Genomic DNA, 22,719 nt, shown 5'->3' on the forward strand with positions numbered 1-22,719 from the left:
TACATCTCACGCTCGCTATTCTTCCGCCATCGTTGCGCGCGCAATTGGAAATGTGCGAAGCCGTGCTGGCTAACCTCATGAAGCCGGTAAAGTGACCAGTGCCGGGAGACGTACGGTAGGCAGTCGTTCGTAATGCATGAACCGTTGAAGCCTCGCACGGGCACCGCGCACCTTTTCAGATGCTATGGCGCCGCCACAGCGACGCGAAAGATGAGGTGCATCCGCGATTCCCTTCTTCTGTACTCGCAAGAACCGCCAGATGATCCATTAGGCCAGAAACAAACTGGCCGTTTTGGTGAAGTGAGATGCAAAGCCAGCGACGTCAATTCCACTGTCGGCAAACCTGTCTGTTTGATTTCGTCTGAACAGTACCGCGCGGGACGCGCGGTACTGTTTAACGCAGGAGGCCAGCGGTACGTGCAGCCTCGTCCAAGGTGTCCCCAATCAAAGCCATATTCTGTATCGCCGCCAGGCCCCACGTTACTGCGCCATTGGTCGAGTAACCAGTTTCCTCGATGATCGGCCGCAGTACCGACGGCCCAGCGATATGGGTTGGGGTCCGCATCACGCCTCCGTAGCGCTGTTCACTAAAGAACTCTGACCACGCGCGCAGGGCAAGCTTGCGGTCGGCCTCATGGTACGCCGCATATGCGGTAATCCTAGAGTGTGAGCCCACCAACGAGCGCCCTTTGGGCTCCGTTCCTAGATGTTTCACCAGCTCGGCTGCGGGCGCATTGTAGTAGCGACTGTACTCCAGCCACGCCTTCCGGTATTTGGGCGCATCGATCAGCGTCAGCAGTTCGGAATTGAGCTCACCGATGCCGAACGCGCCGTTCAGCGAGGAGAAGCGCATGCCGCGTCCGCCATCTGTGAACCGGCCGGTCTTCGGATCGTAGGGCGCCGAGGCGGCAAACCAGCGGTGCGGTAACGCGGCGATACTGTCCATCCCGGCCAATAAGCGGTCCCGCCAGCGACGGTCGCCGGTGCGCTCCCATTCGGTCAGCCAGGCAGGGGCGATCGAACCCCATACCATGCCAAACTCGGTGTCGACCATGCCGGCCGGCGTGTTCCCGTCGGGATCCTTCTTTAACTTGCGGGAAATATTGATGCGGGCCAGGTCATGGTCCACATGCAGCAAGTCGCGCATCAAATCGCCTGCCCGTTCATCGGCTGTCAGGAAGTAATAGATCCGGCGATAGGCGGCGTTCGATACACGCGGCTGCTTGGACGAGTCGGACCAGTGCGTCACTCCATGGCGCGTGCCAAATCCCTTGAAGCGGCCAAGGTGATAGACGTCGACCTCGCCGGTGTGGCGCGTCATTGCCTCGGCAAAGCGGAACACATCTGCGCGGCCGGTACGGAGGTAGGAATACCACAGCCACAGGTCAGTCGCCAGTTCTGAATTGTCCCACGCGAATCCGCCGATATCGTAGCGCCACATGTGTCGGTCGGCATCGTAGTCATGCATGATGTCGCCGAAGTTCCAGAAACCGTACCAGCGCCGCTGCTCTACTTCACGCATGTACTGCTCGAGCTGATAAGTGAGGCGGGTCTCAAGCAGCTTGCGCCCTGGCGTCGACGAATCAGCCACGTCCCAGTCACCGAACACGCCAGCCTGGTGGATCCGTTCCGGCGCCAGAACCGGCCGCGCAGGTGCGGCAACCTGGGTCGCCATGTCCGAGAACACCTGATTGGTTGGTGTGCTGCCGAGCACCCATAGCGTAAGCTCGGAGGTGCTGGCGATACCGACCGGAGTATCCCATCCGGGCTCATAGTCCTCATAGGTGATGTTGAGGTTTTCCATCTGGTGCTCGACCGTTTCCAGGCCCGTGGCGTCCCGGTAGGGACGCAGGTCCATGGGGCCGCCGGCGGGCGACCATAGCCAAGCCGTGAGCTCGGCCTCGGCCGTGTGCGCACCGCGAATGTCAAGCCCAGTGGGCGTGCGCTGCCAGAAGTCCTTCAGGCCTACCGCGACGCCACCCGCTGCGCCGCCAACGTAGGCGAGTCCTTTGGTACGGTGACCCGAATTCGAATCAATCCATGGATGACCGGCACCCACGCGCTTCCGGATCGTGAAGCCGTCGGCATTAGCTTGCGAAAGCGAGACATCGCCCCATTGCGGCACCCACTTCAGTCCCTCACGTACCGCTTTGGCCATGCCTTCCAGCGGCGGCAAGGCGCGACCCGCAATCTGTGCTTCCCGATAGGGTTTGCCAGGGTCACGCCGTAGTCCTGTCACCGGAAGCACCGCCTCGGCCCAGACACCGACATCTTCTCCCGACAGCCGGACATGGCGGTCATAGGCAGCGTCGGTGAGTGGCACCTTCGCCGTTACTCCCAGTGCGCGGATGAAATCCTTGCTTGGATCACCGTCGAACACGAAACTATGCACGATGCGCACGCTTTCTGCACCAGTATGGAAATACAGGCGCACGCTGAACGGCAGCCACTCGCGCCCCTCCCCGCTGTGCATCCCTTCCAGCTTGAGGACGGCACGCACTGGACCACGTTGCTCTACAGTGACCTTATTGAGCTTGCTGGTGAAGCGCTGGCGGCGCAGCCCTCCGGTAGCGTCCAAATCCGGCTGGTCCTGTGTCTCCCCTGCCAAGCGCAGTTCACGCATTGTGACGCGTCCTGTGCGTGCCGCCGACTCGATGAGGTTGGAACCAGTACGGGGCACGATCCATTCGAGGTCGCCTGATCGGATAATGATGCGCTCAGTCGTCTCCTGAAGTACGACCGGATGGGCAGGCGTCGCCGGTCGCCCTGGGCGCAGACGCAGCATTTTTGCGCTCACCCCTGCCGGCACCGCATGGGCGCTCCACTTCAGCGAGCCATCGGGCCAGTAGGCAGTAGGCCAGGACTGTACCGGCACTGCTCGTTCGCCGTCCAGTAGTTGAAACGCCGTATCGGCCTTGACGGTCCCACGCGGCCATGGCACCCCGACGGTCGCACCTTCAAAACGGGCGGGCGGCGCACCGTCCAGCCACTGCAGAGCGGTTTCGGACACCGGAATGGCGCGGCCGCCGCGATTGGCGGTAGCCGCCTGTGCGAGGAAGGGCATTGCCGGCAGCGTGGTCAAGGCAAACGCGCCCTGAATGAGCCGGCGGCGGGTAGGCGAGGAAATGGACATGAGTATGCTTCTATAAGAATCCACATGGAGCATGTGGATGAACTATCAAATATGATGACATCAGGATTTGCTGCTCGCGCCATCGGGCACGAGCAGCTGCATGGCTTCGGCGCATCAATGCGGTTATGGCGCAACCGTCACGCTGAACTCTCCGACATACGTCTTTCCTGCTACGGTAGGAAGCATCGGCGCCGGTGCCTCAGGCGCCCAATGCTTGGTACCGCGTCCGGCCACGTTCGAGAGCAGCCGCACGGTGCCCGCGGTACCGCTGGCTGTATCGAGGTATCCATGGTGGGCAATTCTGACCATGCCGGGCGCGCCGGCCAGCTCCACCCATCTCGTGCTCTTTACGCCAGTGGTCTGCGACGTACCCAATGCCCCCTCCCATACGCCAAGGATCGCGGCGGTGGACTCGTTCGGATAAGCATCGAGAGGTCCTAGTCCGAGCCAGCGCAGCCGGTCTAGTCCCGGAGCAGGAGCCATATCGATGCCGACATGCGGCAGCCAGGGGGCTGCAACTGCTGGCGCAATGACATAACGCACCTGCAGGACGCCGTCGGGTGCTATCCGGTACGTGTACTCCGCGGCGAAGCGGTTGGCCGCGTCAACTAGGTAGTCGACTTTGGCACGCAGCAGCACGCCGTCCTCGCCAGACGTCACACTCCATGTCTTTGCTACGGCGCGCCACGTATTCAGGTCTGGCAAGGCCGCCAGCACGCCCGGCTTTGCCAGCATGGTCTCGTTATCGTTCAGTTTGCGCCACAGGGTCGGCCTGAAGTCGCTCAGCACCCTTTTTCCGGCATGCGTGATGGAGGCCAGGTGCCCCGACTTCGGGTCGAATACGAAGCTGGTTGGTCCCGCATGCACACGGACCTCAGTGCCTTGCTCGACCCTTAGCGCCACCGGGGGGCGCTTGACGGAAACCGGTGCGGTTGCAGGCAGCAATTCGACGCTACGGCGTGTGAGCTCGCTGCCATCGGCGCGCACGAAGCGCAGCTGGACGGAGTACGTAGCGCCCGGTCGAACCGATGTGATCGCGCGCAGCGGCAGCGCGAGTGATGCAGTGGCATGCGGTTCTCCAGCGAGCGTGGCGTTGCCAGCAGCCAGGCTGCGCGCATCCTCCATCACGCTCCACTCGATCTTGATATTCTTAAGGTCGGTAAAGTCGAAATCGTTCTGGATCGGCAGCACCACGCTGTCCTGCCCCGGCGTGAAGCCTGCCTGAGAGATGGTCGGATAAACCGGCGCGTAGACCGCCTTGGTCTCCCAGTAGTCACGGGTGGGCTTGCGATACGAATCGACAATCCCATCCCACCCATCGGGCAAGACCTTCAGCGTTTTCTCCAGTGAGCCATCGGCCTTGCGGTCCTGGAAGCGAAGTCCCTGGTCGGCCCACATCCAGATTGCCCCCCCGGCGCCGGCCGGGTGGCGCGTCAGCGCTCGCCAACGCTCCGCGAGGCCGCCGAAGCCATCATTGGCGTAGGCATGGGTGAACTCCGTGGTGATCACCGGACGGGTCGAGCGGGCGGCGAACTCATCGTATTCGCTGGCAGTCCAGTAATGAGGCGCCATGATGTCGATCTCTGCCGGCAGCCACGATTCCGCGCGCCAAGGCAGCAGGACCGGGCGCGTCGGGTCCCAGCCCTTGACCGCCTGTACCGAACCCATATGCAGTGACGTCAGCGGATCTTCGTTCCCCACCGCCCAGAAAATCACGGATGGACGGTTGACGTCGCGTGCCACCGTCGCGTAGCTGCGCAACAGTACGGCGGACGTGTAGGCCGGATTGTGCGCCGCCCCTCCCCCGTAGCCCATGGCGATCTCATTACCGACATACATCCCCATCTCGTCGCACAGCTCGATAAATCCCTTTGCAGACGGATAGTGGGCCAGGCGGATGAAGTTGATGTTAGCTTCCTTCATCAGCCGGATGTCTTCGATCCAGTGTTCGCGGGTGGTGGCGCGGCCGACGTCGGGATGCTCTTCGTGGCGGTTCACCCCGCGCAGTTTGACGGCTTGCCCGTTGATGCGGAATACGCCGCCCTCCCATGAAATTTGACGGAAACCGACCCTCTCATGCTTTTCATGGGTGACCTTGCCCCCCTCGATCAGCTGCACCCGAAGATTATAAAGATTAGGGGTCTCGGCGGTCCAGTGCAGCGGCCGCTGCACGTGGAGCGTCGCGCTTGTCTCGCGACTGGTGCCGGCATGCCCCTGGTGCTCGACCTCATGACTTAGCACAGTACGGCCCGCCTGATCGAGGAGCGTCAGACGCACACTGTACGGGTTGCCAGGGCCAACGTAATTGCCTGGCACAGTGGTCTTACGCACATCGGGCACCATCACGCGGACCTTCAGTTCAGCATCACGAAACTGGGCGTCAAACACCGTTTGCACGCCAATACTATCGAGCCAGCGCTGCTTGGGACTGGATTCCAGCGTTACGTCACGATATATTCCCCCGAGCGACCAGTCGTCGTTGGTATCGAACTCATAATCGGCATACACCTGACGTACCCTTACCGCCAGCACGTTTTCAGCTCCCTTCTTGATGTGCGGGGTAATGTCGAATGCGAATTCAGTAAATCCGCTGTCGTGATTGCCGACATGCTTCCCGTTCAGCCAGACTTCGGCCGCTGCCCACACACCCCCGAAGCGCAACAGAACGCGGGCATCGTTCCATCCCGCCGGCATCCTGAACCGCTTCAGGTAGAAACCTTGCGCGCCCTGCTTGCCGGCGAATTTCTTGTATGTCGGCTGCTCGAAACCATGCAGCGCCCAATTGGACGGAACCGGCAGTGGCTGAAAAGCTTTGGCATCAAAGCCGGGCTGGTGAAAATCGGCGAGCGCCTGCGCGGCCGCTTCGGTCGGCGCGTGAGCAAACTGCCAGGTGCCATTGAGCGACACCACGTTCGCTTGCGTGCTTGTGCTGACCGATGCGTTCAGTGCCGAGGCTGTACCAGAGAACAGCAGGCTTGAGCAAGCGACGCACAACTGCATCGCCAACATCGCGCCGACCGAATGGGAGAATAATTGCTTGACCATATACCGTGATATTCCCAAAAGACGAGGTCGCCCCCGGCGGGGACGAACGATTCGCATGCGCACAAGGTGGTGGCGTGCGCCCCGATACGACCTGCATCACATGCACCAACCACATTACAAGATGAGTTCGCAGTGCGATAGGTAGCAGCCCCCAACGATCAACATCGTGCGTATAGCCGGGTTCTCGGTAGCGCAAGACACCGCCGCGACGTGGATAAATGTGTTCCTCTTGACTGGTCTGGGCGTGAATGCATTGGCGCGCATGAAAAAAAAGCGGTAATCGGCAGGGCCGGAGACAAGTGATTACACGCGTGAATATGCGGCCTCCGCACGCAGCGCAAGCCACACCTGGAGTCGATCAGTAATAGCGTGCGTTGCGCGGCAAGGTACTACTGCCAGCCGCTGCTGCCACTGGCTGGAAGTATCAGGGTTGCTTCCATTCCGCCGCCTGGCAGGTTCGCCAGCGTGACGTTGCCGTTATGCTGGGCGGCTATGTTTCGGGCGATGGTAAGTCCTAGGCCGGTGCCGCCCGATTTACGCGAGCGGGAAGACTCGACCCGATAGAACGGATCGAATACGCGCTCCAGTTCGGCCTCATCGATTCCTGGCCCACAATCACGAATGCGCACGAACACTTGATTACCGCTACGCTCAATCGATACTACGGCTTCTTGCCCGTATTTGACGGCGTTATCGATCAAGTTGTTCAAGCAGCGCCGCAAAGCCTGCGGACGACCGATCAAGGCACTGTAAGAATGCCCCTGAACTGTCACTGGCTGCCCAGACTCGCTGGCATCGTGGCAAACGCTGTGCAACAGCGAATCGAGATCCATCGCCTGTGTGGGCTCGACGGAATCTGTGCTTCGTGCCAGGTCGAGTCCTTCACGCACCATGCTCAAGACAGCCGCGAGGTCACCGAGCAGCTGTTCCTTCAGCTCTTCGTTCTCGACCTTCTCCAGGCGGAAGCGCATGCGCGTCAACGGTGTCTGCAGGTCGTGGGTGATCGCCGCTAGCATGACCGTGCGCTGGCGGATGTACTCACGAATCATGGCCTGCATGGTATTCAAAGCACCGCTGGCCTTGCGTATCTCGGCCGCACCGTTGAGCGGCAGCGGTGCCTGGTTGATATCCTTCCCGAGCCGTAGCGCCGCATTGGCGAGATCGTCGAGCGGACGCACGGTCATTCTGGCGATCCAGTACGCGAGCACCACGGTGGATATCAGGAACAGCAGGATTCCAAGCAGGTAGTTGGCGTTCTCTGGGCGCGGCATCCCCGGCGGCACGACGGATATGCGGATGCGGTCTCCATCCGGCATGATGACACTGAGGTTTTCGCATATGCCCTCCCAGCGCAAGTTGTAGCGGCCGAAGATGGTCGGCTGCAGCAACTTCCGGTCACACTCCGGCGCCCGCGACGCCAGCGCACGTACCTTGAAGCCCTCCCCCATGCGCGCCTGCAACGTGCGCGCGTAAGCTGTCGGCTCGACTGGCGGTTCGCTGACTTTCTCGAGGCTGAGCCTGGCGCCCTGCTTGTTGGTCGCGGCAAGGAAGGCCTCGCGCTGATCCGGCGGGATATCCTTCACCTCGTTCAGCACCTGGACCGAGCGATTAAGCACCAGTACGTTGCGGGCTTCCTCAGCGGCGCGGAGCCGTTCGGCCTCGGCGATCACCTGAGTCACGGTTGCTGAGGCGACGACGCCGGCCACCAGCAAAGCCGTGACGCGGCCGACCATCGTATCGAACGTGAATCCCATCAGCCAACTTCGATCTGCACGTTCGCGGCGAGCACATACCCGCCGTTGCGTACCGTCTTAATGATCTTCGGCGCGCGGGTTTCTTCGCCCAGCTTGGTGCGCAGGCGGCTGATCTGGAGGTCAACCGAACGGTCGAGCGTGTCGGCGCCGCGTCCGTGCGCAAGGTTGATCAGCTGGTCGCGGTTGAGCACCTCGTTCGCATGCTCGAGGAAGACCCGTAGCAAGCGGAATTCCGCGGCCGACAGCATTACCAGCATCCCGTCCGGTCGAACGAGGTGGCGAGCAATCAGGTCGAAGGTCCAGCCTAGAAAAAGTATGCGCTGGGCCTTTTCGATTGGACTGCGCTCGGTCTGCAACGAACTCCTGCGCAACACACTGCGGATTCGCGCCAGCAGTTCGCGCGGTTCGCACGGCTTGGGCAAATAGTCGTCCGCGCCCATTTCCAAGCCCAGGATGCGGTCGAGCGCCTCGCCCTTCGCGGTCAGCATCACGACCGGAATGACGGATTGACTGCGCAGTTTTCGACACAGGCTGAGGCCATCCTCGCCCGGCAGATTCAGGTCCAGCACCACCAGGTCGATGTGGTTCTGATCAAGCACACGCCACATCGCGCGCCCATCCTCCGCGTGCAGGGTGTGGTAGCCATTGTCGTTCAGGTAGTCGACCAGCAACTTGCAGATATCTGGGTCGTCATCAACGACAAGAATGGTGGGAACGGAATCCATTATCAATTAGTAGCGGCAAAGCCTTGTCTTGGAATGCACTACGTCACCCCTTCGAGGTGACGGATCGAAATAGAACCCTGCTGGGCTCGTCGCTCGCAGAATAATATAAAAGTACCGGTCGGAAAACCCTCTCGACCGGCACTACCCTGTCGTCGTTATGACGAACGCCGCCGCCTAACCAGTGCGCATGCGCCGATCGCCATCAGCGACAGCACGCCCGGTTCCGGTACGTCTTGCACGGCCGTGATAGTGAATGCAAGCAGCGGCGAGCCCGCCAACTGCTCCGGCGTATAGTACGCGTAATCCTGTGAGAAATCGTACAGACCGTTGTCGGCGCTGAGATCCAGTGAAAGCGTTGCGTCAAGATCCAGCAGATTCAAATAGAAACCCGCGTCATGCATGCCATCGGCGCCGGGAGTATTGCTCACAAAGATGCCGGTTTGAGGTGGCTCGACTCCCCCGGTCCAGACCGTTGTGATCGCGGTAGTCTGAGCGATATCCGTCAGCAGGCCTTCAATTTGGATAATGGGTGTCGCTGCGCTGCTATCGTAAAAAAACTTGCCCTCGAAATTGCCATCCCTCCACGCCGCGTTCAGTTCATACCAACCGATCGGCGCGGCGAACACGGAGTTCCCCAGCATACCGATCACCAGTCCAAGCATCAGTAAACATCTCTTCATTGCATTTGCTCCTCTCTCGTTGTAAAACCTAGTCCCGAGTTGCCGCGCGGGCGGGCACGTGCACCGGCGCCTGCACGACCGGCGACATGCCATATCCAAGATAGAAGCTCGGGTGCGGCGGCTGGTTGTAGCCCATGTTCTGACCGGCCACTTGGGCACGATATTGGGGGTCGTGCATCAGGGTCGGCATGCGTACATCGGTCGGATCAGTCGTGCTGAAGATCATCAGCGCGTCGTGATTCAGGCTGCGCCAGACGATCTCTTCGCGCCAGTCCCCGTACAGGTCGGCCGAGACGACCGGGGTGGCCTTGGTGCCATTGATGCCATAAGCGCCATACGTCGCGCCGGTCAATAGCCGGTCAAGCGCATTCCTGGCTGGGCTCCATTTTTCAACCTTGTCAGCATCGAGGGATTCGCGCAGAAGATCGCCATCCCACCACACGCCGAAATTCACTCGCTGCGGCCTGATGGCCGAGATCTGCATGCCGGTTGCGCTGCGCAGGCCCCCTGCGGTGGCCCAGCATTCAGCCCCGGCGTGAGAAGGATCGACATCCATGCAAGTGCCGCGCCCGACGTCCTTGCCCATGCCATCCACGCTCCAAAAGATGGCACCGGTAGCGGCATCGTGCATCTCGGCTCCCTTGTTGCCGTAACATGCGGGCGTTTCGTGCACCATATACACCTGTTGCCCCCGCCGGCCTGGATCGAACCTGCCGACGTGAAGTGCGTCGCCGTGGCACAGGCCTGTGCTGTACATCAGGGTGCCGTCGCTGGCGATCGTGGCAGCCCCGTACACGATGTCGTCTTTCCCGTCGTTGTCCACGTCGGCGACGGCAAACGAGTGTGCGCCCTGGTGTTCGGCCGCCTTGCCGGCGACCTGCGTGTCGAATACCCAGCGCCGGGTCAGGCGGCCTTCGCGCCAGTCCCAGGCTGCAATGACGGCGCGTGTGTAGTAGCCGCGCGAAAATACGGCGCTGGGGCGGTGTCCATCAAGGTTGGCCACGCCAGCCAGGAAGCGATCGACCCGGTTTCCATAGCTGTCGCCCCAGGAAGAAACATCCCCGCGCACGGGAATGAAGTCCACGCTCTGCATCGCCGCGCCGGTAAGGCCATCGAAAACCGTCAGGTATTCCGGCCCGGCCAGGATGCGGCCGTCTGCGTTGCGATGGTCAGCCGTCTCCGAGCCGATGACCCGGCCCAGGCCATCCCGGGTTCCATCGGCTGTGCGCATCATGACCTCGCCGCGCCCGTCGCCATCCAGGTCGTAGGCGACGAACGGGACGTAGTGGGAGTTGGAACGGATGTTCTTGCCCAGATCGATGCGCCAGAGACGCGTCCCGTCGAGCCGATAGGCATCGAGGTAGGTATTCCCGGTGTAGCCTGACTGCGAGGGATCCTTCCAGTTGGTCGGCTGCCAGCGGAACACGATTTCGTAGCTGCCATCGCCATCCAGGTCTACTGGTGCGCCGTCGCCGACTTCATACGTGAATTCCAAGCCTGCCGATGTGGTGCCGCCTTCAGGCTTCTGCAGCGGTATGAGCTTCCACTGGACGGCTGCCGGCGATATCCCGCCTTCTGCTTTTTGCTCGCGTCCATTGACGACAGCGCGCACGTAGTAACGGTCCTGGCCCGTGCCTGTGCTATCGGTGAAGTTGGTCACATCGAGGGGCGCGGCATTGAGCTTTTTGTTGTTACGGTAGACATTGAATCTAGTGCCAGCCGGATCCGTGGCCAGCGCGCGCCATCCGATAAACTGCGCTCCGGCCGGGGTTTTCATCGCAACGGCGCCGCGGTCCAGGCGTTCGATCTGTTTTCCGACCAGGGGGGCCGGCTGCGATGCGTTCGTGCCGGACGCCACCAGCACGCACGCTCCCAGTGCGTATCGAATGAACTGCATGATTTCCTTCGAGGCGAGTGTGTCGTTCAATCCACTCGTTCGGCAATCGTCAAGGAGCCGGCACTGCGACCTTCATTGAACAGCGACAGCTGAAATCCGGAGTTTCGTCCACTCAACTCCTCGAAGATCCAGCGCCGGCCGCGCCATCCGAGTGACCAGCCGGATGGAGTAGCGGCTACTTCCCTCTGCCCTACCCGGTCGTATTTGCAGACCAGCTTGAGATACTCGATCACGAACGGCACACGATAGACATCGAAAATGCTCCGCAAGTGCCGCTCATTGAAAGCCCGATGTCCGGTAGTAATGAACCAGTGCGGGCAAGGCACCTCGTCGAGGTATGACGTCAAGTGGGTCCCGCATAATGCACAGTGGCGACCTATCGGCTCACCAGAGAGCGAATTGATCAGCTCATTTCTTAGAGAGGGTGGAAACATTGAAAGCTCCAGCGTTAATAATTATCTAAGTACATGAACCGGATAGATCCGATCGGCGACTAAATCCTGTGTTGCCCGCTTTTGGCTTGACGAATTTAGCAAAGCAATTATGCGATCAAGACGCGCTGGAAACCCCTGGAATTTTGTAGTTTTTAAAGTCCGTTTATGTAGAAGTTTTTCATCGATACATGCAGCGAAATATTTAAAAATGATTTGACATATTGTGAAATATTCGAGGGTGGTACAGCCGGCGTGCACCATTCGGTGCGGACTGTTCGACAGAACAATCTTTATGTCGAAGTGTGTCGGGATGAGGAAAAATGAAATAAATCCGCCGTAGCACGCATTAAATGCGGATGCTAGACTTTTAGATCCTTGGTGATGCGGTAACCGCACTCCCGCGACCTTCGGCGAACTACATTGCAACTGGTTTTACTGGATTCGGCCCAGAGCAAGCGCTGTCCGAGGTTCCGCATCATCGCATCGCGCTATTCATCCGGGAGCCGTGTTGAACCGATTTCTGCTTTCCTTCGCGCTATTGGTGCTTGCCCCGGCCTGTGTCCCGGCCCAAGCACAGCGTGCGGTATATAACTTCAACCCTGGCTGGAAGCTGACCGTGGGCGATCCCGAGAGCGCATCCGCTCCCGGCTTCGACGACGCGTCCTGGAAGGCCGTTACCCTTCCGCGCGCCTGGAACGAGGATGACGCATTCTCCCGTGACATCGTCGACCATGCGACCGGGATCGCGTGGTATCGCAAGCGTTTCACGCTGCCGGGATCGCCTGTCGGTCAGAAGGTATTCATCGAATTCGAAGGAGCACGCCAGGCAGCGGAGGTGTATGTCAACGGCACGGCGGTCGGCCTGCACGAGAACGGCGTCACCGCATTCGGCTTCGATCTCACGCCGCATCTTCATCGCGGAGAGAACGTGATAGCGGTTCGCACCGATAACCGCTGGGACTACAAGGAAAAATCCACCGGCAGCCGTTATCAGTGGGCCGACAAGAACTTCAATGCGAACTACGGCGGCCTGCCGAAGAATGTACGCCTGCATGTCACGGACAAGCTGTACCAGACCCTCCCCCTGTACAGCAACCTTGCCACCACGGGCGTCTATGTGTATGCGCGCGAGTTCGATCTGGCTGGCCGCCGCGCGACGGTGCACGCCGAATCCGAAGTGCGCAATGAGTACCTCGAGCCACGCACATTCAGCTATGAAGTCACCGTCAAGGACAAGGATGGGCGTCGGGTGGCGAGTTTCGGCACGCCCGGTCAGACCATTGGACCAGGCGAGACCCGCGTGGTCAGGGCCAGCGCCCGCATCTCCAGGCTCAACTTCTGGAGCTGGGGCTATGGTTACCTGTACGACGTCGTCACCACACTGAAGATCGATGGCAAGCCTGTCGACAGCGTCGTCACGCGTACCGGATTCAGGCAGACCGCGTTTGTGGGCGGCGAGGTACGCTTGAACGGCCGTGCGCTGCAACTGAAAGGGTACGCCCAACGGACGTCGAACGAGTGGCCGGCCATCGGCATCAGCGTGCCGCCCTGGCTGTCCGACTACAGCAACGGCCAGATGCTGGCCTCGAACGCGAACGTGGTGCGCTGGATGCATGTCGCACCCTGGAAGCAGGATGTCGAATCCTTCGATCGCATCGGCCTGATCCAGGCGATGCCCGCCGGCGACGCCGAAAAAGACGCAGTCGGTCGATGGTGGGGCCAGCGTGTCGAGGCGATGCGCGATGCCATCATCTATAACCGCAATAGCCCTAGCATCCTGTTTTACGAGGCTGGCAACGCCGGGATCAGCGACATCCACATGCGCGAGATGAAAGCGCTGCGCGACAAATACGATCCTCACGGAGGACGAGCGGCCGGCAGCCGCGAGATGCTCTCGAGCCGCCTGAAGGAAATATCCGAATATGGCGGCGAGATGCTCTATATAAATAAGAGCGCCGACATGCCTGTCTGGGCCATGGAGTACGCCCGTGACGAAGGCGCGCGCAAGTTCTGGGGCGAGAATTCGCCACCGTTCCATCGGGACGGGGACGGCCCCCTGCACCGAGGCCAGAGCGCCGCGGCGTACAACCGCAACATGGATTCTCACGCCATCGAGAACGTCAAACGTTGGTTCGACTACTACCGTGAACGGCCAGGCACAGGAACCCGGGTATCATCCGGTGGCGTCAACATCATCTTTTCGGATAGCAACACGCATCACCGCGGCGCCGAAAATTTCCGCCGCAGCGGCGAAGTGGATGCCATGCGGATTCCCAAGGATGGCTTCTTCGCGCACCAGGTGATCTGGGACGGTTGGGTGGACATCGAACGTCCCCGCGCACACATTATCGGTCATTGGAACCATGCGCCGGACACAGTCAAACCCGTCGTCGTCGTGTCGAGCGCCGATATGGTCGAATTGTTCCTTAATGGAAAATCCTTGGGGTACGGGCTCAAGAGCGATGGCTTCATCTTCACCTTCGACCAGGTCGCATTCCGGCCTGGTACGCTCAAAGCGATTGGCTATGACCGCACCGGGAAGCGCATTTGCGAAGCAAGCCTGGTCACTGCGGGAGAGCCGGCGGCGCTGAAGCTAACGCCGATCATTTCTCCCAATGGTCTGCAGGCCGATGGACACGACCTGGCCCTGGTCCAGGTGGAAGTCGTGGACAAGCAGGGCCGCCGCAATCCTGTCGCACTGAACACCGTACGCTTCGAGCTGGCGGGCCCTGCCGAGTGGCGCGGCGGTATTGCCCAGGGACCGAACAACCATATCCTGAACAAGGAATTGCCGGTCGAAGGTGGCATCAACCGCGTCCTTATCAGGAGTTCGACGCAGGCCGGCAGGATTGTTCTCAAGGCCAGCGCGGACGGACTTGCTGGTACGACGCGTACGCTGCGGTCGGAAGCATATGAGGTCATCGGTGGACTGGGAAAGGTGCTCCCTGGCGCCGGTCTGGGCTCCTACCTGGGCCGCGGCCCGACCCCGGCCGGGTCATCCTACACGCGTACCCGTATCGCAGTACCGGTGGCCAGTGTCGAGGCTGGGAGCAACGCGCTCGCTGCCGGAGCGTCGACCGACGACGACGAGACCACTTCCTGGACGAGCGAGTCCGGCGCGGGACGGGCTGCGATCACTTATCGGCTTGCACGCGCGGCCACTCTCAGTGAGATCACGCTCCGGCTGACCGGCTGGCGCGAACGCAGCTACCCTTTGCGCATTCTGGTCGACGGCGAAGCTGTGTATGAGGGCAAGACACCCAAGAGCCTGGGGTACGTCACGCTCCCACTTCAGGCGCGTCACGGGAGCCTGGTCCGCATCGAACTGGCTGGAAGTGCCGACGAAGCGAATATGAACGTCCTTACTGAAGTCGCCAACCAGAAGAACGTGGACACAGGCGTCGGACGCGCTGGCAAGGATGTTCTGTCGATCGTGGAAGCCGAGTTCTATGAGGCGCTCACGCCGTCGACTGATCGGTGACTGACTTCGCGATTGTGGCGGGCAGGCGGCGCATCGCGTGCGTATAAACGACACACGAATTCCAGTTTTACTCAATCTCTCGCGCGTTTCATGCTCCAGTGACACGTACTGGTCGCCCAGAACTACTATCCGAACACTACTACTCTAAAGTTTTAGTGATTGTGAGTACGACATTGGACGCATAACTGGAAAATACCGGAGACCTTATGCAAGACATAAACTACACCCGCCATGTACGGACACGCCTGCAACAGCTCGGCATACTCCTTCCTGTTGCAGCGCTGCTGAGCGCTTGCGGCGCAGGTACCGTGCCAGAGACCGGCACAATGACACAAAGCAGCGCGCACGCTGCGCGACAACTGTCGACGGTCGTTTCATCCGCTGCTGTGGATGCCCGGTTGATGGAAAACCTCGGGCGTGGCGTCGTCGCCGTGCGCACCAGCGCAAACGCCGTGTTTGTCAGCTGGCGCCTGCTGGGGCTGGATCCTGAAGGTGTTGCGTTCAACGTCTACCGTTCCACCAACGGCGGCCCTGCCATCAAGCTCAATGCCACCCCGCTGACGCAGGGCACCAACTACGTTGATGGTGCCGCTGCAACTGCTTCCTCCTACAGTTATTCAGTTCGACCGGTAATTGCGGGTGTGGAACAACCCGCTAGTGCTGCCTTCGCGCTGAAAGCAAACGGCCCGGTTGAACCGATCGTACGCATCCCCCTCGCGAACGGACCTGAGGCCGGCTACGCGAGCAAGTTCGTCTGGGTCGGCGACCTGGACGGAGACGGCGAATATGACTACGTGCTGGACCGTTTGGCGCCCTACGTGGAAGGTAGTAACGAAGACTTGGGTGTCGGCCAGCAGTTCCTGGAGGCATTCAAGCGTGATGGTACCCGCTTGTGGCGCATCGGCATGGGTCCCGGCAGTCTCAATACCTATAACGTCAAGCCTGGTCCGGCGACACTCAGTGTCGGGATGTACGATGGCGTCACCGTCTATGACCTGAACGGCGATGGCAAGGCCGAAGTGATCCTCAAGATTGCCAATGGCGTGACGTTCGGCAACGGCACCACCTTCACCAACGCCGACCCGAGCAAGCAGTTCGTCGCGGTCATTGACGGCCAGACTGGCGTACCCTTGGCGACCCATCCGTTCCCGAGCGACTTCTACACCCAGGCAGGGCCATTCGGAACCCAGTTGGGCATCGGCTACGCGGATGGCGTCAATCCATCGATTTATTACTGGGGCCGCAATCGCAACACCGACAAGGGCGGCACCTTCAATAATGTGTTCGCTTCCTGGACCTGGAACGGAGGCTCGACGATCACCCAGAACTGGGTATTCCCGTTCACCGAAGTTGGCAATCCGCACCGGCCATCGCACCAGATGCGGATTATCGACATCGATGGCGATGGCAAGGACGAAGTTGCCACAGGTAATTTCATGATCAACAGCAATGGAAGCCAACGCTATGTGCTGGACGGCGTGTCCCACGGCGATCGCTTCCACATTACCCGTTTCGGCCCCACCCAGACCGCTCTGAAGGGCTATGGCGTGCAGCAACACAACCCGAGCGGATTGCTGGAGTACTTCTACGATGCCAGTACGGGTGTCGTCGAATGGGGACATAGCACCGCCGGCGAACTGGTCGACGTCGGACGAGGCCAGGTGGGCGACATCGATCCACGGGTCAGTGGTCTCGAAGTCTGGTCCTTCTATGGGGTATTCAACGGCCTGACCAATACCCTTACCGAACCCAATACCAACCTGCGCCCATGGCCGTCGCATACGATCTGGTGGGACGGCGATCTGCTGGCCGAAAGCCTGAACGACCACAAGCTGGAAAAATGGAATCATTTGGCGCCGACCGTCTCGACGGGCCTGAAGCGCTTGGTTTCGGTGAACAGCAGCGCTTACGGCACCCCGAAACTGGCCAACAAGAATCCCTACTTCTTCGGCGACATCATGGGGGATTGGCGCTCTGAAATCGTCCTGATGAACCAGGCAGAGAACGAGTTGGTCATCTTCACGACCAACGTGCCGACCTCGACCAGGTTGTACACGATGGCGCACAACCCAGCCTACCGTAACGGCATGACCATCAAGGGCTACATGCAGGCTCACCTGCCGGACTACTACATTGGAGCCGACATGGAAGCACCGCCGCAACCGAATATCCGCTACGTCGGCACCGGCACCTTCCAGGCAGAGTCGGCGCGACTGGCCGGCGGAACCACGGTGAATACGGATCGCAGCGGATATCGCGGCACCGGCTTCCTGAGTTTTCCGGCAACCGGCGGCAGTGCGGAGCTGAGCAACATCCACGGCGGCGCCGGCGAAAGCAAGCTGCTGACCGTTCGCTATGCCAATGGCAACCCGACTCCTCGTACGGGCATCCTGAAGATCAACGGTGTAGCCCGGTCGATCATCTTCAAGCCTACCGGCAGTTTCAGCGCATGGGCCACGATCCAGGTTCCGGTCGTGCTGCAGCCCGGCTTTGCAAACGTCGTGCGCTTCGAGTCTACCGGTCAAAGCCTTGGCATCATCGATGAAATCACGGTCCAGTAATTCTCGTTGACTCTCCTGCCGCGTACCGGCTGCTCCGCGCAGTGGCCGGTACGCAAGGTTCAAGATCGTCTCATGCCATTCGACAACATTCTTTCGCTACAATGCTTGCGCCGCTTTACCTGCATGTGCCTGCTTTGGCTGGCGGTACTGATGCCGGCGCATGCCCACGATCCGTTCGAAGGCAACGTCGAGCTGCTGGTATTCGACCGCAAACTTGAGATCAAGATGACCTTGGGATTCGACGCGGCGCGCGCCAGTCTGGTCCGTGCAGGCATGACGCCGGGAGCAGTTTCTACCCTGAAGAGCGAAGCGGCGCGATCGGAGACGGGAAGCGCACGCTTGCCGCTGACCGCTGCTGCGGCGATCCTCGACGTGTCCGCCGCGGGCGGAGTGGCAATGACGCCGAGCGCTGCGCACGTCGCGTTCGGCGATATGGAAACGACTTATCTCCTGATCTATCCACGTCCATCCACCGATTCAGTACACGTAACTGCCGCGACATTCGGCTACATCGAGGCCATGCGCCCGATGACGATCGTGAGCGCGGGCGCCAATGGAAGAGTACTGTCGCGCGCGGTCCTCTCCGTTCACGCCCCGATGGCCAAGCTGAATCTGGCTGCCGACAGCTCAAGCACGCCGGCAAGCGGCGGGGCCGACATGTTCAGGCTGGGCGTCCAGCACATCCTCGAAGGCTTCGACCATCTGTTATTCCTGGGTGCCCTGCTGCTCGGACTGCGACGCCTGCGTCCGATCCTGTATGTATTGACGTCCTTTACGCTGGCACATTCACTGACCCTGGCACTGGCCGCGCTCGGCGTGGTCAGGCCGGCAAGCGCCATCATCGAACCGTTGATCGCTCTGTCAATCGTCCTTGCATGCATACAGAACCTGCGCGATGACGACGGCGCCGCATCGCGGTATTGGATGGCCGCCGGATTTGGCCTCATCCATGGCTTTGGTTTTGCGGGGGCCTTGCAAGATGAACTTGGGAACGGAGACAGGACATTCTTCGTTCCCCTGGTGATGTTCAACATGGGAGTTGAAGCGGGTCAGTTGCTTGTTGCGTTACCAGTTATCGCTGTACTGCAACTGGCGCGGCGTCATACAGGCTTTTTACGCTATGGCCAGCCAGCCCTATCGCTGATGGTGGCGACTATCGGGGTATTTTGGCTTGGGCAGCGGATAACCTAGCGACAGTACGGCGATTTGATCGAATAATAATAATCCTATCGGAGATCCATATTTGCCTTGAATGGATTTACTGCCCTCTGCGATAAGGTAAATATCGTGATTGACATCTCTGCAATTGGTGGAGATTCATATTTTGCAATCCGAAGAGAGGAAACCGGAGCGGCTGCCGGATTCCCCGTGCACGCCCACTTTCTTTAATCCGAAAAGCGCAGTGATTGCTGGCGTCAAATCGCCTTGAATTGCTCGGCAAAGTTACACAAAATCTCGGGTTTAATCAATAAACTGAGCAGTTTTCGAGACGGGCGGAGTTTGCCTTGTCTTACTTGAATAACGCGGCAATACTGATATCGAGTAACTGCGCCGGATAATATTTACCAAGTAGTGAATTACCCGGAATTTGCAATATCCCGTTAAATAGAGGGCCGGTCCGAATGTGCCCCTTTGGAGACTTAGTTATGAATCAAAGCAATTCGCGTTATTACACTCTTCGACGCACGCGCTGCGCTGCGGCTGTCGCTGCCGTTGTATCGGCCCTGAGTACGCCAGGCGCATGGGCCCAGCAGGCGCCGGCGCCGGAACCTGCAGCGCAGCCAGAAAATGTCGTGGTGATCAGCGGCACTCGTCAATCCGTGATCTCGGCGATCGAGAACAAGAAGAACGCCTCCACCATCGTCGATTCCATCGTGGCGGAAGACATCGGCCAGTTCCCCGACAAGAACGTCGGCGAGGCGCTGTCGCGTATCACCGGCGTGCAGATCCAGAGCGACTTCGGAGAGGGCAACCAGGTGTCGATCCGCGGTGTCGCGCCAGAACTGAACCGGATCGAGATCAACGGCATGTCGGTGTTGTCGACCAGCGAGTCGCCGAACGGTGACCGCGCACCCGAACTTCGCGAACTTCCATCCGAACTGATCAAATCGATCGACGTGTATAAGGGCGTGACCGCCGACCTGACCGAAGGCGGTCTCGGTGGCACGGTGAGCGTCAAGACCAACAAGCCGCTCGATTTCAAGAAATTCACGTTCGCCTCTACCGTCTCTGCCGAACGAAACAGCCTGCGCGGCGGTACCCAGCCGCGCGCCAGCCTGTTGATCGCGGACCGGATGTTGGACGGCAAACTGGGCCTGATGGCCAACATCGTGTATGACAAGGTGTTGACCAGGGCCGACCGCGTGCGTAACTCCGGTTGGAGCCTCCTGCGAGATTGGGATTTCTCCCCTGAAAAAACAGTGACCTCGCTCAATCCGGCCGCTGCCGCGATCGGCGCCAAAACCGGCTGCACGGCCTTGACCGGCGCCGAGCGGACCGATTGCGACCGCCAGTGGTTCGACTACAGCCCGACCAATCCGCGCCACAGCCTCCTGACCCGCGACCACAAACGCAAGAGCGCGGAACTCACTGCGCAATACCAGTTCACCAAGGAACTGAGCGCATACGCCTCCTTGACCGATTCCGGGCAGGACTCGCGCCTCGTTGATCGGACCGTGATCCAGAGCTTCAACGTTAATGTACTGGCATCCCCGAATCGACTGCCAACCTACAATGCGGCAGGCGTACCCAGCGGCGGCAGCTGTACCGCAGCGCCGACCACCTCCCAGCCGGCCGGCGTCGTGGTGACGGACCATCGCGTATCCGAGTACGTCGTTGGCAACTGCCTGGCAGTGTCGGGCAGGGGCGGCGCGAATGCCCTCCGCTCGGAACTGCGCGACTTCGGGCAGGAATCCAAACAGCAATACCGTACCGCCGGCTTCAATTACCGCAAGGGCCGGCTCGACGTGGAAGGCCAGGTGGTCCGTTCCAAAGCCAAGTACGAGAACGACACCAATTTCATCGGCATGACGATAAATGCCCCCGGGCTGAAGGTCTCGCTCGACGAAAACGGCCTGCCGCGCTTCATCGACCCGTCGACGGCAGTCAGCCTCTCCAACCCGACCGCCTTCACCAGCGCGTCGTACAACTACACCCCTGTGGAACAAGAGAGTTTCGAGGACCAGCTCAAGCTCGACCTGCGTTACCGCACTGGCCTGCCGTTCATTCACAAGGTTTCGGTTGGCTTCCAGGGACGCAAGAACGGCTCGCTGCGGTTTACCGAAGGCGGCGGCGTGGTCGATCCCGGCAGCGACCTGAGCAGCACAGATGACGACGTGACCCTCCTCACCTCGCAGGTGCGGCAGAGCTTTACCTACGACCCCTTGAATACCAGCCGGCCCATCCGTGGCCCGCAAGAGCAACCCTATACCGAGTCGACCTATCGCGAAAGCTATGTGTCTGCTGAACAGATGCGTCAGATGGCCGAAGCGATTCTTCGCGCGGGACCAAACTTCAAACCCGGTGACCTGAGCGGTTTCCCTGCCAACTGGCCTACGCCGGACCTTGCCGCGGCAGCGCCGTTCTTCGACAGCACTTACCTGAACCGCGATCGGGTGCGCCAGGCGCTGGGCAGCGACGGCAAGCTGTATGCGCAGGCGCCGAGCTATAACGTCCGCGAACGTATCCGCTCCGGCTACCTGCGCCTGGACTTCGACCAGGAGGTGCTCGGCTACACGGTAGAGGGCAATTTTGGCATGCGCTATTCGGGTACCAAGACCACTGCTGCAGGCCGCCAGCGCCTGCAGCAGCGCTTCGAGAATTCGCCGGGCAGTTCTTCCGGGACTAACGTGACCATCAGCGATACCGTCGTTGAACGCGAGACCAAGTACGACGACTGGCTGCCGAGTTTCAACGCTGCCACCTGGGTGATGCCGGATGCGATGGTGGTGCGCGTGGGGCTGGCAAAGGTCATGGCGCGACCGAATCTTGAACACCTTAACCCCAAGTTCAATTGCGTGATCAATGGCGGTGCCGTCCAGTTCGGTGGCGACGGCTTTGACAACTGCTCCGCTGGCAACCCTAACCTGAAACCCTACCGCGCCACCAACAAGGACCTGTCGCTCGAATGGTATCCGAACCGCGGCAGTCAGATGAGCCTTGCTTACTTCCGCAAGGACATCAATACCGGGATCATTAACGGAGTCGTCGAGCGCCGCGATCTGTTCGGCGATGGACGTCTCTTCGACGTGACCGCGCCCGTCAATTATGAAGGCGCGACGACAGAAGGGTTTGAAATCGCGGGCCGCACGGCGCTGACCTTCCTGCCGGGCTTCCTGTCCGGGTTCGGTGTCGACGTCAACTACACGCGCATGCGCTATGACTATGCCCCCGGCGACGAGCTCGTCAACCCGCTGGACGGCACGGAACTGCCCTTCCCTGGCATGTCGAAGAATTCGTACAATCTGGGTCTGTGGTACGACCAGGGTCCGATCAATGCCCGCGTGGCGTACAACGCCCGGGATGGCTACTACTCGGGATCGATTTCGGGCAATACGCCGGTGTTCTTCGAAAAGACCGGTTTCCTCGACGCCAAGATTCAGTACCGCCTCAGCAAGCAGCTCACCTTCTCCGTGGAAGCGAAGAACCTGACTGACGAACGCACGCTGAGCACGGCTGGTAATGCGTCCTTGCCGATCGACTATAGCTGGTCCGGTCGTCGCTATTACGTGAGCCTCCGCTACAAATACTGACCTTTTCGATCTGGGATATCGCCTCCGCTTGTTGTCGATTTAGGGAAACGCAGAGGCGATACGGATCTGCAGCATTTGATGTGCGGATCCGATTTATGGCCACGGCCGCGCTGCGGCGCGGCCACGGCACGCCCCGTTTCTGTCGACCATGGTGTTGTCTCCTCCATGGATCTTTGCCGAGGGTACAAGGGGTACCCTCGGCTTTTTTTGCACGTTATGACACCGCTCAATCTTCCCCAGCAGCGTTCCTGATGAGCA

11 protein-coding genes are annotated in these 22,719 nt (G+C 60.2%); 4 read left to right on the forward strand and 7 right to left on the reverse strand.

Translation table 11 applies throughout. From position 1 onward, the window contains the following. Nucleotides 1-394: 394 nt before the first annotated feature. The 7 genes from YWC_RS0103215 to YWC_RS32605 all read right to left on the reverse strand — a co-directional run bounded on the left by YWC_RS0103215 (nt 395) and on the right by YWC_RS32605 (nt 11,503). Nucleotides 395-3,133, reverse strand: a complete 2,739-nt coding sequence (locus tag YWC_RS0103215) for an exo-rhamnogalacturonan lyase family protein (protein ID WP_027864084.1) — start codon at nt 3,131-3,133, stop codon at nt 395-397. 123 nt (nt 3,134-3,256) lie between these two features. Next, nucleotides 3,257-6,178 carry a glycoside hydrolase family 2 TIM barrel-domain containing protein gene (locus tag YWC_RS0103220; protein WP_169728079.1) on the reverse strand — a complete coding sequence of 974 codons (2,922 nt, stop codon included), beginning with the start codon at nt 6,176-6,178 and terminating at the stop codon, nt 3,257-3,259. A 389-nt stretch (nt 6,179-6,567) separates the two neighbouring features. Continuing rightward, nucleotides 6,568-7,932: an ATP-binding protein gene (locus tag YWC_RS0103225; protein WP_027864086.1), complete on the reverse strand. Its 1,365-nt coding sequence runs from the start codon at nt 7,930-7,932 to the stop codon at nt 6,568-6,570. Further along, nucleotides 7,932-8,657, reverse strand: coding sequence for a response regulator (locus YWC_RS0103230; protein WP_027864087.1), 726 nt, complete (start codon nt 8,655-8,657; stop codon nt 7,932-7,934). The genes YWC_RS0103225 and YWC_RS0103230 overlap by 1 nt, the downstream gene beginning before the upstream one ends. Before the next feature lie 155 nt (nt 8,658-8,812). Further along, nucleotides 8,813-9,319: a PEP-CTERM sorting domain-containing protein gene (locus YWC_RS0103235; protein ID WP_169728080.1), complete on the reverse strand. Its 507-nt coding sequence runs from the start codon at nt 9,317-9,319 to the stop codon at nt 8,813-8,815. Nucleotides 9,320-9,365: 46 nt separating this feature from the next. Beyond that, nucleotides 9,366-11,264, reverse strand: coding sequence for a rhamnogalacturonan lyase (locus YWC_RS0103240; protein WP_229412997.1), 1,899 nt, complete (start codon nt 11,262-11,264; stop codon nt 9,366-9,368). After that, the gene (locus YWC_RS32605) at nt 11,261-11,503 is read right to left on the reverse strand and encodes a hypothetical protein (RefSeq protein ID WP_152570806.1); all 243 of its coding nucleotides are present in this window, start codon (nt 11,501-11,503) and stop codon (nt 11,261-11,263) included. The genes YWC_RS0103240 and YWC_RS32605 overlap by 4 nt, the downstream gene beginning before the upstream one ends. 673 nt (nt 11,504-12,176) lie before the next feature. On the opposite strand from YWC_RS32605, the gene YWC_RS0103245 reads away from it, so the two are divergent. From YWC_RS0103245 to YWC_RS0103260, 4 genes are all read left to right on the forward strand, one after another. After that, entirely contained in the window at nt 12,177-15,149 is a 2,973-nt protein-coding gene (locus tag YWC_RS0103245; protein ID WP_036212813.1) for a glycoside hydrolase family 2 protein, read from the forward strand. A gap of 206 nt (nt 15,150-15,355) precedes the next feature. Beyond that, nucleotides 15,356-17,710 (forward strand): rhamnogalacturonan lyase family protein, encoded by a 2,355-nt coding sequence (locus tag YWC_RS28080; protein ID WP_211238936.1) that lies wholly within the window; start codon nt 15,356-15,358, stop codon nt 17,708-17,710. A gap of 72 nt (nt 17,711-17,782) precedes the next feature. Beyond that, a complete protein-coding gene (locus tag YWC_RS31400) occupies nt 17,783-18,901 on the forward strand; it encodes a HupE/UreJ family protein (protein WP_084416277.1) in 1,119 nt (372 codons plus the stop codon). 455 nt (nt 18,902-19,356) lie between these two features. After that, complete coding sequence (locus YWC_RS0103260; RefSeq protein ID WP_027864091.1) at nt 19,357-22,461, forward strand: TonB-dependent receptor; 3,105 nt, start codon at nt 19,357-19,359, stop codon at nt 22,459-22,461. The last annotated feature ends 258 nt before the right edge of the window (nt 22,462-22,719 follow it).

It is taken from the genome of Massilia alkalitolerans DSM 17462 (genome assembly GCF_000427785.1).
Classification (GTDB): Bacteria; Pseudomonadota; Gammaproteobacteria; order Burkholderiales; family Burkholderiaceae_D; genus Telluria; species Telluria alkalitolerans.